Source organism: Marivirga salinae (genome assembly GCF_030503855.1).
GTDB lineage: Bacteria > Bacteroidota > Bacteroidia > Cytophagales > Cyclobacteriaceae > Marivirga > Marivirga salinarum.
This window is the reverse complement of sequence record NZ_CP129971.1, coordinates 3,110,963-3,125,034: the sequence shown is the minus strand read 5'-3', so window position 1 is coordinate 3,125,034 and position 14,072 is coordinate 3,110,963. Positions and strand designations below refer to the sequence as shown.

General features: G+C 33.0%; 14 protein-coding genes. 8 read left to right on the top strand and 6 right to left on the bottom strand.

The window, feature by feature from the left end; all coding sequences use genetic code 11:
- Window positions 1–2: 2 nt before the first annotated feature.
- Window positions 3–482, top strand: a complete 480-nt coding sequence (locus QYS49_RS13100; protein WP_308347859.1) for a hypothetical protein — start codon at window positions 3–5, stop codon at window positions 480–482.
- 290 nt (window positions 483–772) lie between these two features.
- Window positions 773–1,609 carry a M57 family metalloprotease gene (locus tag QYS49_RS13095; RefSeq protein WP_308347858.1) on the top strand — a complete coding sequence of 279 codons (837 nt, stop codon included), beginning with the start codon at window positions 773–775 and terminating at the stop codon, window positions 1,607–1,609.
- A 148-nt stretch (window positions 1,610–1,757) separates the two neighbouring features.
- On the opposite strand, the gene QYS49_RS13090 is transcribed toward QYS49_RS13095, so the two are convergent.
- From QYS49_RS13090 to QYS49_RS13075, 4 genes are read right to left on the bottom strand one after another with little or no spacing between them, the layout of a single operon-like run.
- Window positions 1,758–2,633 (bottom strand): 5-oxoprolinase subunit C family protein, encoded by an 876-nt coding sequence (locus QYS49_RS13090; protein WP_308347857.1) that lies wholly within the window; start codon window positions 2,631–2,633, stop codon window positions 1,758–1,760.
- Window positions 2,623–3,297, bottom strand: a complete 675-nt coding sequence (pxpB, locus tag QYS49_RS13085) for a 5-oxoprolinase subunit PxpB (protein WP_308347856.1) — start codon at window positions 3,295–3,297, stop codon at window positions 2,623–2,625. The genes QYS49_RS13090 and pxpB overlap by 11 nt, the downstream gene beginning before the upstream one ends.
- A complete protein-coding gene (locus tag QYS49_RS13080; RefSeq protein ID WP_308347855.1) occupies window positions 3,294–4,049 on the bottom strand; it encodes a 5-oxoprolinase subunit PxpA in 756 nt (251 codons plus the stop codon). The genes pxpB and QYS49_RS13080 overlap by 4 nt, the downstream gene beginning before the upstream one ends.
- Before the next feature lie 8 nt (window positions 4,050–4,057).
- Window positions 4,058–5,269: an Nramp family divalent metal transporter gene (locus QYS49_RS13075; RefSeq protein WP_308347853.1), complete on the bottom strand. Its 1,212-nt coding sequence runs from the start codon at window positions 5,267–5,269 to the stop codon at window positions 4,058–4,060.
- An 843-nt stretch (window positions 5,270–6,112) separates the two neighbouring features.
- On the opposite strand from QYS49_RS13075, the gene QYS49_RS13070 reads away from it, so the two are divergent.
- Together QYS49_RS13070 and QYS49_RS13065 are read left to right on the top strand one after the other, a co-directional pair.
- Entirely contained in the window at window positions 6,113–7,222 is a 1,110-nt protein-coding gene (locus tag QYS49_RS13070) for a shikimate dehydrogenase (protein ID WP_308347852.1), read from the top strand.
- 11 nt (window positions 7,223–7,233) lie between these two features.
- Window positions 7,234–8,562, top strand: a complete 1,329-nt coding sequence (locus tag QYS49_RS13065) for an NAD(P)/FAD-dependent oxidoreductase (RefSeq protein WP_308347850.1) — start codon at window positions 7,234–7,236, stop codon at window positions 8,560–8,562.
- A gap of 103 nt (window positions 8,563–8,665) precedes the next feature.
- On the opposite strand, the gene QYS49_RS13060 is transcribed toward QYS49_RS13065, so the two are convergent.
- Window positions 8,666–9,250, bottom strand: coding sequence for a peroxiredoxin-like family protein (locus QYS49_RS13060; protein WP_308347849.1), 585 nt, complete (start codon window positions 9,248–9,250; stop codon window positions 8,666–8,668).
- Window positions 9,251–9,413: 163 nt separating this feature from the next.
- On the opposite strand from QYS49_RS13060, the gene QYS49_RS13055 reads away from it, so the two are divergent.
- The 4 genes from QYS49_RS13055 (at window position 9,414) to QYS49_RS13040 (ending at window position 13,104) form a co-directional block, all read left to right on the top strand.
- Window positions 9,414–9,941, top strand: a complete 528-nt coding sequence (locus tag QYS49_RS13055) for a DUF4136 domain-containing protein (protein WP_308347847.1) — start codon at window positions 9,414–9,416, stop codon at window positions 9,939–9,941.
- A gap of 184 nt (window positions 9,942–10,125) precedes the next feature.
- Window positions 10,126–11,262: a tRNA 2-thiouridine(34) synthase MnmA gene (mnmA, locus tag QYS49_RS13050; RefSeq protein ID WP_308347846.1), complete on the top strand. Its 1,137-nt coding sequence runs from the start codon at window positions 10,126–10,128 to the stop codon at window positions 11,260–11,262.
- Window positions 11,237–11,911, top strand: coding sequence for a hypothetical protein (locus QYS49_RS13045; protein WP_308347844.1), 675 nt, complete (start codon window positions 11,237–11,239; stop codon window positions 11,909–11,911). The genes mnmA and QYS49_RS13045 overlap by 26 nt, the downstream gene beginning before the upstream one ends.
- Before the next feature lie 170 nt (window positions 11,912–12,081).
- Window positions 12,082–13,104: a synaptic vesicle VAT-1 family membrane protein gene (locus QYS49_RS13040; RefSeq protein ID WP_308347843.1), complete on the top strand. Its 1,023-nt coding sequence runs from the start codon at window positions 12,082–12,084 to the stop codon at window positions 13,102–13,104.
- A 150-nt stretch (window positions 13,105–13,254) separates the two neighbouring features.
- Here QYS49_RS13040 and QYS49_RS13035 read toward each other — a convergent pair whose 3' ends face one another.
- On the bottom strand, window positions 13,255–13,968 hold the full coding sequence (locus tag QYS49_RS13035; protein WP_308347842.1) for a tetratricopeptide repeat protein: 714 nt from the start codon (window positions 13,966–13,968) through the stop codon (window positions 13,255–13,257).
- Between the last annotated feature and the right edge of the window lie 104 nt (window positions 13,969–14,072).

Below are 14,072 nucleotides of genomic sequence, written 5' to 3'. Positions count from 1 at the left end.
TTATGAAAAGAATAGTGAGACAAGGAATGTTGGCATTGGCAGCAATAGTATTTTTAAATTCCACTGCTGTAATGGCGCAAGATTCAGAGATTACAGACAAAGATTTGTATAATTTTGCATTAATGATGCAAGTAATTGAGCAGATGAAGGCGGAAATAAGTCCTGCTATCCAAAAAATCATTGAGAAGCAAGAAGGTTTTGACACCAAAAGATATAGTGAATTGGAAAGTGCTGGTGATGATGAAGCAAAATTAAAAGAATTAGGAGCTAATGACTTTGAAGTTCAGTTTATGGGCTTAATAATCAAAGAGAAAGAAGAAAAAATTGACGCTATCAAAGAAGCGTTGAATCTTTTAGCTAAAAGTATGGTAGGGGTTCAAAATTATAAGACAATCAAACAAACTCTTTCAGTTGATCCTGAATTAAAAGCTAAATATGAAAAAATATCGACTAGAATTGCTCCAGCTGATACTGGTGCTTGATAAAATTTAAAATTTTAATTATAAACCGCTTTATTAAATTAAAGCGGTTTTTTTGTGCCTAATTTTTCACTCTAATAATCAGAGTTCTTACATATAATTAAGGATTAATAAAATTAATATCATATTTAATAATATACATAATCATAGAACTTTTCATAGTTTTAATTTTCTAATGAAACATTGGACTGATACAATATTATATTTTATGTATAGCATAATATGAAAAATATTATTGGTATTTAATGATTAATTCAATATAATTACCAAAGTTTTAATCTAAACCAATAATTATGTTAACAAAGTCAAAAGTTATTGCATCAGCGCTATTTGCATGCGCTATTATTTTCACTTCATGTCAAGAAGATGAAAATCTTACAGCAGATAATTTGTCTGTAGATCCAATTGTATTGGAGAAATTAAAAGATTTGGGATTCAATATTTATGACCAAGTCCCAATGAAATTTGAGGAAGGTTATTTAGTTGAAGGTGATATTTACCTTACGGATGAATCAATTGCTCAAATGGAGAAACCAAGTTACTTACCAGATTCAGAACAGTACAGTACTGACAATCTTGTTTGTGGTCCTCGAGTAATTAATATGTATGCTGAAGAAGGCGGTAGAAATGGATACAGTCCAGCTATGATAGATGGAATGGAGGAAGCTATTACTCGTTATAATGCTCAAAACTTAACTATATCTTTTCAAAGAGTTTTCAATCAAAGTCAAGCAGATATTGTAATGACTAGATTGAAAAAGGGTGATGAAAGAAGAGGTGTACTTGGTTCAGCAGGTTTCCCTACTTCTTCATGTGATCCTTTTGGAGAAATCAAAATGAGTGGTATTCTTGAATCTTCTTACGGATTAAGTGTTGATGGAATAGCTACTATCATTGCTCATGAAATGGGACATTGTATTGGATTCCGTCATACTGATTATTTCGACAGAAGTATTAGCTGTGGTGGTTCAACCGCTAATGAAGGTGATGGTGGAGTAGGTGCTAACCATATTCCTGGAACTCCAACAGGTGCTTCTGCATCTGCTGCTTCATGGATGTTAGCTTGTACTGACGGAAGTAACAGACCTTTCAATTCAGATGACCAAGTAGCATTAGATTACTTGTATTGATATTGAAAATTATATCGATTTAATAATAAGAAAAAGACCTTTTATAGGTCTTTTTTTTACTTATAAGTATAAAACTAAATGATCTTAGCATACAATCTTTAGCAAAGCAAATAATATATTCTACCCTATAAATTTGAAACTATTAAACTCATGCAATACTAAACCAAACCTCATCTCCAGGCTTCAACTGTGCCAATTGATCTAAATCCTCATTGATTATATTAGCAATTCTGGGATAACCGCCTGTGGTTTGAGCATCTTTCAATAAAATTATAGGCTGACCACTTCCTGTAATTTGAATAGTTCCTGGGATTATTCCTGAAGAAATCATTTCGCTTCTGTCCTCTGGGTTTGTTAAGTTAGTTGTTAACCGATAGCCCATCCTATTGGCATCTTTAGAAATTTCATGCCCTTGTCCGAAAAATTTTGCTATTGCAATTCTTGAAATGCTGTCGAATTCTGGGCCAGGCTTCACTCTTAACCTCACTCTATTAGATAAAATTGGAGTATGCTTATTTTTATCCCAGCTTCCAGTTTTATTCAAAAAAGCAGAATTAATTTTTAATTTTGTTCCCTTTTTAATGATGCTATCTGGAGTGGCTTCTGGAACTTGCAATAACGGACTCACACTATCTTTCCATTTCTTGGCATTCCATTCACCAGCTACTGCCAGGTAAGCCCTGCAACCTGATTTCAGTTTGCCAAATTTTAAAATTGATCCACTTTTGAGGTATATAGCGGTATTATTTTCAACTAATTTATCATCACAATAAAGCTCAAAAGGTGCACCTGTCAAAGCTATTAAAGCATCTGAGTCAAATAAAATCTCTGGGCCAGTCATGGTGATTTCGAGAACAGGCACATTTTTTTCGTTTCCAACCAAATGATTTGCCATTGCTGCAGAGGTGATATCCAAAGCTCCACCTACTGGAACTCCTAAATATTGTAAACCAGCCCTTCCTTTATCTTGGAGAGTCGTTTGAAGTCCAGCTTGAAGAAAGGTTAATGTCAAGTCATTTGCCATTTTGCTGTAGAGTTTTAAAAGTTTCGGAACTAATTGATTTGAATTTTACTTTATCTCCCATTTTGATAAGGAAAGCATTTTCATCTAGTGCATTAAATATTTTAAGCGGGGTTTGACCGATTAGTTGCCATCCGCCAGGCGCATCAGTGGGATAGATGCCAGTTTGATTTCCTGCTATAGCCACACTTCCAGCTTTAACTTGCTTTCTAGGGGTTGATTTTCTTTTGCATTCTAAAGCTTTAGGAAGTTCCCCTAAATAAGGGAAGCCTGGAAGAAAACCCATCATATAAACATCATAAGTAACTGAGGTATGTTGAGTAATAATATCTTGCGGGTTTAAATTAATATCTTTTGAAAGCGATTCCAGATCAGGGGCATATTCTTTTTCATAGCATACAGGAATTTCAATGGTTCTTGCATCTGGATACGTTTCATTGGAATTGATTTCCAATTTCTCAATTTTTTGTTTTAAACTTTCAAAATCAGTTTTTTGAGAATCGAAAATTACTGTAATGGAACAGTATGCAGGTATCTGATAGGTGACTTCATCCAAATTGCTAATTGAATTGAAATATCCTTTTACTAAATGATGAATTTTAGCATCTATTTTTTGCTCAAAATTGATTAGTAAAGCGCTATTTCCATAAGGTATTATATCAATCATAGTTGAATGCATTTAACAGTAATGGACTGGTCTAATTGATGAATGGCTTTTAGAATATCTTCTGCTAGTGGATTGTCTCCGTGAATACATAAACTATCCACTTGCATTGGGATTCGTTTCCCACTTGCAGTTTCGACTTCTCTCTTTTGAGCTATTGAGATGAATTGATTCAAGCTCTCTTCCACGGATTCCAATACAGATCCCTTTTCTTTTCTTGGCATTAAACTACCATCATCTTGATAGCATCTGTCCAAAAATCCCTCTCTAATAAATTGAAATCCCAAACTTTGAGCAATTCCTTCAAATGGACTGGCAGATAAACCTAAAATAGCTAAATCAGGATTGATTTCTTTAACTGCAAAAAGAAATGTTTTAGCTTCTTTTTCATCATGTGCAATGGAGTTATATAGTGCGCCATGTGCCTTAATGTATTTTAGTTCACCTCCAAGGGCTTTTACCATGCCCATTAAGGCTGAGATTTGATATTTAACTGAGGCTTTTAATTCTTCGGCAGAGAGTAAGATTTTCCTTCTACCAAATCCCGCTAAGTCAGGATAGGAGGGATGAGCTCCAATTTGAACCTTGTGATGAAGTGCTTTTTTAATAGTGTTTTCAATATGAAGAGGATCACCTCCGTGAAAACCGCAAGCGATATTGCATGAACTGATGTGGGGAAATACCGCATCATCATTGCCCATTATAAATTGACCAAAACTTTCTCCTAAATCACAATTAATATCTATTGAACTCATCTTTTAGATTAAATAATTCCTAAAGCAGTAAATATACTTTTGAAGCCTAATAGTAAAGTTACAATAATTACTACAACGCCAAGTAAGTTAATGAGTTTAGAATTCACATGATTTCCCATGAGCGCTTTATCATTCACAATCCATAAAAGGTAGATCGCTAAGATGGGTAAAAGCAGTCCATTAGCTACCTGTGCAAAAAGAATGAGTGCAGTTGGACGGAAGTCTAAAGAAGCAGTAATAATTCCTGTAAGGAGTACAAAAGCCCAAACCATTTTGAATTTTTTGTTTCTTAATCCATCTTTCCAATCAAGTATTTCTGAGGTAGCAAAAGCTGCAGCTAATGGGGCTGTAATGCTAGAAGAAAATCCAGCGGCTAAAAATCCAAATGCAATAAAATGAGTTGACCAATCACCAAGAATAGGTTGCAATTGTTTTCCCAGGGCTCCAATTCCATCAATTTCTTGAGGATTTCCTTCAAAAGCAACTGCTGCAGTTGTCATAATGGCCATGGTGATCAATCCACCTAAACTTACTGATAGAATGGTATCCAGCCTTGAAAGTTGCAGTGAATCACCTTCTTTCCATTTAGTTTTGCTAGCGGATGCATGAAGGAACAAATTATAAGGAACAACTGTGGTACCAATCAACCCTACTACCATTAAGCCAGCCTTTTCAGGGATAACTGGAATGAAAAGCCCTTTTATGATTTCACTTATTGAAGGATGTAGTAGTATGGCAGCCAAAATGAATACAATTCCCATCACACTCACTAATAAAACTAGAAAGCGTTCTATATATTTGTATTTACCGACAAATAGGAGGATAAAAGCTGTGATACCGATAAAGATGAGCAATAAATTAAGCCCGAATATTTCAGGGAAATCTTCAAATCCCATGACAGCTCCTGCTAAATTTCCTGATTCATAAGCAGCATTTCCAAATACTATTGCACTTATAACTAATCCGAAACTTAAGTATCTTAAAAATTTATTAATAGATTTTTTACGAATTGCTTCACCTAATCCCATTTTTGCCTGAGTGCCTAATCGGGCAGTCATTTCTTGCAAAATGATAGTAGCAATAATGGAAAATAGCATAGCCCATAGTAGGGTGTACCCATATCCTGCACCTGCCATACTAGCAGTAGTTACCGTCCCAGGTCCGATAAAAGCTGCAGTCACTATCATTCCAGGGCCTAATTGCTTTAATTTTTTAAGCATTTATTTTTTTTCGAAAAGTTAAGGAAATTAATGGTGGGGGATTTAAGAAAATAATAGAAGATTATTTTTTCTTCTTTTTGCAGGTTAAATAATATTTTTTGATATCTAAGTTATCAGATATGTCCTCTCCTTTATCAATTTTGGAGTCAAACTCAGTTGCTTTTATATATGTTTTTTTCATTATGTTAAAAGTATGCTTAAAATTTAACAGACCGGTTTCAGTTAATTGTTAAAGTATGAATTAATCAACTTCAATGTTTTAATAACAAAAAAATAATATTAATAATATTTTATTACATCAAATTTAAAATTAGATTTGTGATATTATATAGTTAAAAAATTAAACACAAAGTTATAAAAAATCCTATCTCTTTCTTTTTTCAATGCAATATCTTATTTTAATAACGGGTGTAATAACCTGTATTCCAGTTATATATACTTTATTTCCAAAATTTTCAATTGAAAAGTTGAATAAAACTCCTTACGAAGCTGAGAAAGGCTTTTACCTACAGCATTGGGGTGTTTTATGTCTTATGATGGGATTATCTATCATTTATGTATATGTAAATCCGGAATTTCAAACATTGATTTTAACAATGGCTATTTTTGAAAAACTGTCTTTGGTTTTATTAGTACTTACTGGATTTTTAAGATTTAAAAATGAATTTTATAAGAGCATGTTGCCAACAATGATTTTTGATTTTTTGTGTAGTATTTTTTATGTCTACATTATTTTATAATAGAAAGGGAATTTTTTATTCAAATTGAACTGCTGTTAAATCATCATTCTTTCCTGTTTTGTTTATCCCACCTTTAATTATTACCTAATTTAAATTCTTCAAAATGTACTCAGAAAACTTAGCTGTTGAACAGCCAAAAATCGATTCAATTGATTTAGAATTGGTAAAAAAATTCGCCTTTCTCATTCACTTTAGATTTGGTTATCGTTCCGATATGGGACAGTTTTGGAAACCCTTAAACAAGGTTTCAGATAATTTTTATCGAAAAGTTTTTAATAAAATGAAAAAGCAATCATTTAAGTGGAGTGAAATCTATTTAAATGAGGAAGGTATTGAAAATGATTTGTTAGGAATTACTGAAATGTTAATGATGTCCTCTGAGGATATGATCAAAAGTGGGGCTAAAGCAACTTCTTTTAAAATTAATTCCATAATAGATGATTTAGTAGATCGTGGTTATACTAACATTGGATTGGGAGCACTTACTTCTCCTCTAACTAAAGGAGGTTTATTATTAAGTGAAAGAAAAGATGTTTCTATTACAAATGGAAATGCATTTACTGCTGTTAGTATGTATAATGGGATGGTTAAATTGATTGAAAAGAATAATTCACTTATTGAGCATCAAACCATTGTTGGTGCTACTGGTAGTGTTGGTTCTTGTGTGGCAAAAATGTTAGTTAAACATAATTATGCTACCAATCTTCAATTAATTGCAAGAAACACAGAGAAACTAGAGGAACTAAAAAAGGAACTTAATGCCATTTCACCTTCTGTTAAGATTGAAATTTCAGCAGATATGAAGGATATTAAAAAGTCTAACTTAATTGTTTTACTTACCGCTAGTGCTGATAATCTTATCAAAAAGGAAATGCTGAAAAAAGATGCATTTATTTTAGATGGGACTCAACCCAGAAATACTTCTGAAAAGTTATTAATTGAAAGACCTGATCTTACAATTGTAGATGGAGGGATTGTTAATATTCCAGGGATTACACTTAAAAAAGGTAAACTTGATTTACCTGAAAATAACTATTATGCATGTTTTTCAGAAACATTATTATTAGCATTAGAGGGATATAAAGAACACTTTTCAGTTGGAAACCCCACCTTAGATCAGGCTGAATATATTCATCAACTGGCTAAGAAACATAAAAAGTATGGATTTCACTTGGCTGATTTTACAAGTTTTGGTAATCCGATAATTATTTAATTTTTAAGGTAATGGAAAAGAAAAAAGTAATCTTTATCGGATGTGGATATGTTTCTGTATGGGCTTATAAAGAGCTTTATGGAAGATTAAGAAAAAAAATCAACAATAAGGAAATTGAAGTTACGGTGATTTCGATTAGCAATTGTCATGATTTTCATGGTTTTACAGGAGAATTTATCAATGGTTTTCTACCCATAAATTTTAAATCAACTCCGCAGGAACAAATATTTAAAGGTGCGAATTACATTCAGGCAAAGCTAAAGAGTATTCAAGCTAGTGAAAATGCTGTTGAATATATTAATGACAATGGAGATGTGGCGAAATTGCATTATGATCAATTAGTATTGGGTACTGGTTCTTTAGATAATTTTGATTCTATTGAAGGTGCAAATGCTTATGGATTAAGTGTAAAGAAATCAAATGGTATTAAAGAGCTTAGAGAACGGTTAGTTCGCAATCTTACTGAAGCAGAGAATTCTAACGATCCAAATGAGATTGAAAGCTTGTTGAGCTTTACCGTAATAGGAGCAGGTTTTGCCGGTGTAGAGGTTAGTGGGAATTTAGTTGAATCTTTAAATATTTTAAAAAGTGACTTTCCAATTCTAGAAAAATATTCCTTCAAGGTAAATTTGGTTTATTCATCTGATGAAATCTTACCTCAACTACAAAAAAAGAGAGTTTTAAGGAATTATAGCATAAAAACGATTGAAAAACTAGGAATCCATTTGTATCCAAATCAAAAGGTTCAGAAGATAGTTGACGGTAAAGTATTTATGGAGGACGGTAGTTCTTTAAATACAAATTTTGTCGTCTGTACGATGGGACAGACTAATGATGTGTATTCAAAGGAATCAAGTATGAAAATAAATGACTCAAAAAGGTTGATAGTTGATGCCTTTCTTAAAAATCCAGAACATGGAAATATTTGGAGTGGGGGAGATGCAGCTATAGTTAAAAGACCCTATTTCAGTGGTACATGTAATTATGATGCTCTATGGGCTATTAAACATGGAACAAGAATTGGAAAAAACCTGACTCGTGTCCTAAAAAATAAAAAACCAGGAAAATTCAAATATCCTGGATTGGGTCAAACAGCCTCATTTTATAAAAACAAAGCAATATTAGAAATTTACGGTTTGCCTTTTACAGGAATTCTTGCTTGGTATATCAGAATTGGTTTTTTTCTCTATTTTATGCCTTCAAGAAGGTTAGCTTTTAATGCCTTTAAGTCAATACTATTTGATAGTAAAATTAGAAAATCAAGTTGGCATTCATTGATTCAACAAAATCAAGAAGAGTTAATTATTGACAGAGATTTTAATAAAGTAGAAGCATTATAAACCATCATTGTAAAGATTACTTGATATGCTAATTCGAGTAATCTTTACAATGATAATTATGAATAATTTATTTGATTTTAGAGGTTTTTAAAACAACTTTTAATTAAGCGGCATTTTGATCCTTATCATCAAAAATACTACTATCGTCCGCAAATTGCTCAATTAGGTCTAAATCTAACCTGTCAGTTAGGCTTTTTGAATAATGTAATTTTTTTAACCTGAATCCTTTATCTATTAGAAATTCAGCTGGTATAGTATTAATAGACTCTCCATCTCTCATCATGTGTACAGGTATACCCTTCAATTTTGCTTTAATAGCTTGTTGAACAAAGTTAGTGATGATACTTTTAGTAGATTTCGAGGAGTTTTCTTCTAATCCATATTTTCCATAAATTTCCTTTTCAGGGTCAGAAATTAGTGGAATAGGAGATACTTCCTGATGAAATGAGCTTCTTAATAATACACTCTCTTTAGATTCAAAAAAGAAAATCATTTCTAAACCTTTTGCTTTTAATTTTTCATGAACTTTAGTTAAAGCATGAACTCTTAAATTACAAAATGGGCAACCAGCATGTCTGAAAAACCCAAGTAACAATTTTTTGTCTTTATAATCTTCTAAATTTATCTGACGTCCAAAAATATCTTTCTTTTCAAATAAGGGGGCTAATGCGGTATTATGTAAACTCATAAATTTTTGTTTTTTATATTATAAAGCAATAACGATATGAATCACCTAAATGGTTTTATCTAATTAATCAATAATCTTACATAGGTTGTAATATTTGTTTATTAATTCTCTTTTAAAATTCATTTGCAAAAAAAGTAATCTACCTGTTTATTGTAAATCTATAATGAATTTAAATGCTCAAAATATAAAAACTGAAATAATGGATGGTTTAGTTGATAAAAATTATGAATCATTTAGTATTTTAAATAGTGATAAAAAAGTTGAGCCAAATACTAAGGAATCTATGATTATTAGTAGCGATTACATGACTAGTATAATCACCTATACAGAACCAACATTTCCAACTTTAGCAGTAAAAAATGAAGTTGAAGATGCAATTAGACATGAATTAATTGCATCAGGATACGACCATAAAAAGTCAGGATCCAATATGTTAGTCATTTATTCTATATTAAGTAAAAATGGGGAAATCAAAGGAGACTTTGCTGATGAAAATGAATCTGATATTGAAGAATATGATGTTAGTAAAGGTACTTTAATAATTTCCATCATCGATAGAGAGAGTGGAGAAACCGTATGGTCTGGTTTTAATGATGGAGCACTTTCAAAGGTAACTTCATTAGAAGAAAATAAAATAGTAAGATCAGTTTCAGAAATCTTAAATAGATTAAGACTTGAGACAATGAATTAATTTTATAAAATATAGTTTTGAAAGAGGGGTACATTTCTGTAGTCCTCTTTTTTTTATGTGTATAAATTTTTAAGGATTGAATAAATCTTCTGTATCTTTGCACCTTATACCAATAAAAGTTGTTGGTAATCTGAAATAAATGTATCACCAAAGCAGGACTGTGAATCCTGTGAAAACGTGAATTATGAGCAAAAAAGGAAGAGTATTAGTAGCTATGAGCGGTGGAATAGACAGCTCATTGGCAGCAGTTTTGTTACATGAACAAGGCTACGAAGTCATAGGAATGACAATGAAAACTTGGGATTATGCCTCTTCAGGCAGTTCTAAAAAGGAAACAGGCTGTTGCAGCCTTGATTCTATCAACGATGCCCGAAATTTAGCAGTAAATTTGGGGTTCCCACATTATATTTTGGATATCCGCGAGGAATTTGGTGATTATGTAATTGATCATTTCACGGATGAATATTTGGCAGGTAGAACTCCTAATCCATGTGTGCTGTGCAATACGCACATAAAATGGGATTCATTATTACGCAGAGCAGATAAGCTAGGCTGTGATTATATTGCAACTGGTCATTACGCAAAAGTGCGTGAAGAAAACGGTAGATATATCATCTCTAGAGGGAAGGATTTAAATAAAGACCAATCTTATGCACTTTGGGGTGTTTCTCAAGAAAGTTTAAGCCGTACTATTTTACCTTTAGGTGATTTAACAAAGCCTGAAATTCGTAAAATGGCAGAAGATAAAGGATTCTACGAATTGGTAAACAAATCAGAGTCTTACGAAATCTGCTTTGTGCCTGATAATGATTATAGAGGATTCTTGAAAAGGAGAGTCGATGGTTTAGAAGATGCAGTAAAAGGAGGCGAATTTGTATTAGAGGACGGCACTGTGGTCGGAACTCATGAAGGATACCCTTTCTACACTGTAGGACAAAGAAAAGGCTTGGGAATAGCATTAGGATATCCAGTATATGTAACTGAAATTCAGAAAGATAAAAACAGAGTAGTTTTAGGGACTTTTGATGAGTTATCCAGAGACGGAATGTATGTCAAGAATTTGGTAATGAGTAAATATACATCTTTAGATGATCGATTAGATACCGTAACTAAAGTTCGATATAATGATGATGGAGCTCCGGCTGTAATAGAACAAGTAGGAGACACCATGAAAGTATTTTTCGGAAATGGTATTCCTGCTATTGCGCCAGGGCAAGCGGCAGTATTCTATGAAGGTGACGATGTAGTTGGCGGTGGCTGGATACATTCATCTTTCAATCAACAAAAATTAAAGAATGAGGCTTTATCTACTTCTATTTAGTCTCATAGTTTTTTTTACAGCTTGTGAAAACTCAACTGTAGCTCCAAATGAAGAATTTTTGGGGCTACAATTTTTCCCTATTGAATTTCAAGATGTTGATAAATATTCTGTGGAAGAAATCAATTATAATAATGATGGTACCATAGATACCAGCCGTTATTTTCTTCAGGATGAGTGGAATGATTCCATAGCAATTGATGGAGGTGCCAAATTAGAAGGCTATCGCTATAGGATTAATCAAAATGGTGATAAGGAAATAGTTTCTACTATTATTAAAACTCGAACATCTAATTTAGCTAAGCTGCAATTGGGAAATAGTGACGAAGTGAAATTAAGCTTTCCAATAGCTGAAGATAAAAGCTGGAATGGTGTCCCAGAGGAATTTGAAGAAGATGAATATACAATCTTAAAAGCTTTTCAATCCTATGATTTAGCTGATTCTACTTTTCAAAATACCTTACAAGTAATTCAAGAAGACAATCAAGATTCTATTTCAAATTATGATCAAAGAATTGAAGTTTATGCAGCAAATGTAGGTTTGATATATCGAATTTCATCTCAATTGGAGTTTTGCAGAGATACAGAATGCCTGGGATTACAAGAAATCGATTTTGGAAAGACTATTAGGATGAGAAGGGAATTTGATTGATAAAGAGTAAAGATTCAAGATTCTAATTTTTCCTGCTTCGAGCTTCAAACTTCTAACATTTTACCCCATCATCCTTCACCTATCACTCCACATTCTGTAAAGCTTTCAAAATTTATACAAATTAAATCTCTTACATTTGATGTTTTGATATCCTTAAAACAACCCTAAGCATGCTCATCAGAAAATCATATCAAACACATAAAGCAGGATCTATTAGCCGATTGAAATTGGTTGAAGAAAAATTAGCAGATCCACAAGCTCATGAAGTGCAAGTGAAAGTAAAAGCTGTAGGACTAAATTTTGCTGATGTATTTGCCATTTTAGGATTATACAGCGCTACTCCAGAAGGTAGTTTTATACCTGGTCTGGAATATTCGGGAGAAATAACAGCGAAAGGAGAAAAAGTTGAAGATTTAGAAATTGGCGACCGAGTGATGGGTGTTACCCGTTTTGGAGCTTATACCTCTCATATCAATATTGATGCTGCATATGTAAATAAAATCCCGGAGACTTGGTCTTTTGAGGAAGGCGCTTCTTTTTTAGTACAAGCTTTAACAGCTTATTATGGTTTGTTTCATTTAGGGAATCTTAAAAAAGGAGAAACAGTTTTAATTCATTCTGCTGCTGGTGGAGTTGGACTTTTAGCCAACAGAATGGCGCAGAAAATGGGTGCTTATACGATTGGAACAATTGGCTCTGCTGCTAAGATTGATTTACTCCAAAAAGAAGGCTATCAGAAATATATTGTTCGATCTAAACATTTTAAACATGATTTAGAACAAGCCTTAGCTGGTAGAGAATTAAATTTAATCATGGAATGCATAGGAGGCCAGATATTCAAGATTGGATATGAAATGCTCGCTCCTCAAGGGAGAGTAATAAATTATGGCTCTGCACGATATGGAGATACTAAGAATTCTCCAAATTGGCCTCGATTGGCATGGCTATATTTAACGCGACCTAAAATTGACCCGCAAAAAATGATTGAAACAAATAAAGGAATTTTAGGATTCAATTTAATTTGGCTTTATGATCGTAAAGAGTTGATGAAGCAAATTTTAAAAGAATTGGAAGAACTCAATATGGAAGCACCATTCATTGGACATCGTTTCAAATTTGAAGAGATGCATGAAGCATTAAAACTTTTTCAATCTGGAAAAACTATGGGTAAAGTGGTGTTGACTTTGGATTAAAAACAAGGCTCTTATGGCTTACTACCTTAGGTCTGACCTGCGGTACTGGCCTAAGTGCTAGCAAGGTATCTACATCCACCAACCCACACCTTCATTCAACTTTTTTATGCTAACATGCGCACTTGATAACTTAAAAACTTACGAACCTAATCACTTCAACACCTTTTCCTTTACAAATTGCCAGAATTCCTTTCTTTCTTCAGATGATGTTAAAAGCGATTTAAAAGTACTCCCAAAAGAAGGACGTTCTGGTTTTCCAGGTTTAATATCAGGCAAAGGAGTTGGCTCTGGTTTGGGCTGAGGAGCAACGTCAGCTTTTTGCTCTTCCGACTTTTTCATTCCAAAGTTCTTAGGATCAATCTTTTCAGCATCCTTATAATGCTGCTCTGCTTTTTTATGATTGCCCATTTTACCCAAAACCAATCCTAAATTATTGTGCGAAATGGCATCTTCAGGATCTAATTCCAATGCTTTTTGATAATCCTTTTTGGCACCTTCAAGATCGTTTAAATGATCTTTGATGAAAGCTCTACTAGCATATCTAAAAGGATTTTGAGGTTCCATTTCCACAGCAGTATTAAAATCAGACATGGCCTTATCTTGCTGTTTCGCCATATAATAAATCAGGCCTCTTTCAGCAAAAAGCTCAGCACTATCAGGATTCAATTTAATGGCTTTACTTAGATCAGACTGTGCAGCCTGATAGTCTTTAATTTTGAAATATGCTTTGCCACGCTGGTAAAATGCAACCGGATTTTGATTATTCTGTGTGATGTATTGAGAATATAGGTGTATTCCTTGCTTAAAATCACCTTTTTGGCAGTAAGAGGATGCACTAGCTAATAAAATATTAATATCTTCCATTGATTTTATTTATCAATTATATGGGTTCTAAAATTAAATCACACAAGTATTAGTCGTTTGGATCTGATTTTCAAATAGTTACCAATTATTCTCGTGTAATTGTC

What these genes read in the sequence shown, in the direction of transcription:
- QYS49_RS13095 (WP_308347858.1), top strand. Translation starts at nt 773, where the DNA reads ATGTTAACAAAGTCAAAAGTTATTGCATCAGCGCTATTTGCATGCGCT.
- QYS49_RS13060 (WP_308347849.1), bottom strand. Translation starts at nt 9,250, where the DNA reads ATGAGTTTACATAATACCGCATTAGCCCCCTTATTTGAAAAGAAAGAT.
- QYS49_RS13090 (WP_308347857.1), bottom strand. Translation starts at nt 2,633, where the DNA reads ATGGCAAATGACTTGACATTAACCTTTCTTCAAGCTGGACTTCAAACG.
- QYS49_RS13075 (WP_308347853.1), bottom strand. Translation starts at nt 5,269, where the DNA reads ATGCTTAAAAAATTAAAGCAATTAGGCCCTGGAATGATAGTGACTGCA.
- QYS49_RS13055 (WP_308347847.1), top strand. Translation starts at nt 9,414, where the DNA reads ATGAATTTAAATGCTCAAAATATAAAAACTGAAATAATGGATGGTTTA.
- QYS49_RS13045 (WP_308347844.1), top strand. Translation starts at nt 11,237, where the DNA reads ATGAGGCTTTATCTACTTCTATTTAGTCTCATAGTTTTTTTTACAGCT.
- QYS49_RS13065 (WP_308347850.1), top strand. Translation starts at nt 7,234, where the DNA reads ATGGAAAAGAAAAAAGTAATCTTTATCGGATGTGGATATGTTTCTGTA.
- mnmA (WP_308347846.1), top strand. Translation starts at nt 10,126, where the DNA reads ATGAGCAAAAAAGGAAGAGTATTAGTAGCTATGAGCGGTGGAATAGAC.
- QYS49_RS13035 (WP_308347842.1), bottom strand. Translation starts at nt 13,968, where the DNA reads ATGGAAGATATTAATATTTTATTAGCTAGTGCATCCTCTTACTGCCAA.
- QYS49_RS13070 (WP_308347852.1), top strand. Translation starts at nt 6,113, where the DNA reads ATGTACTCAGAAAACTTAGCTGTTGAACAGCCAAAAATCGATTCAATT.
- QYS49_RS13040 (WP_308347843.1), top strand. Translation starts at nt 12,082, where the DNA reads ATGCTCATCAGAAAATCATATCAAACACATAAAGCAGGATCTATTAGC.
- QYS49_RS13080 (WP_308347855.1), bottom strand. Translation starts at nt 4,049, where the DNA reads ATGAGTTCAATAGATATTAATTGTGATTTAGGAGAAAGTTTTGGTCAA.
- pxpB (WP_308347856.1), bottom strand. Translation starts at nt 3,297, where the DNA reads ATGATTGATATAATACCTTATGGAAATAGCGCTTTACTAATCAATTTT.
- QYS49_RS13100 (WP_308347859.1), top strand. Translation starts at nt 3, where the DNA reads ATGAAAAGAATAGTGAGACAAGGAATGTTGGCATTGGCAGCAATAGTA.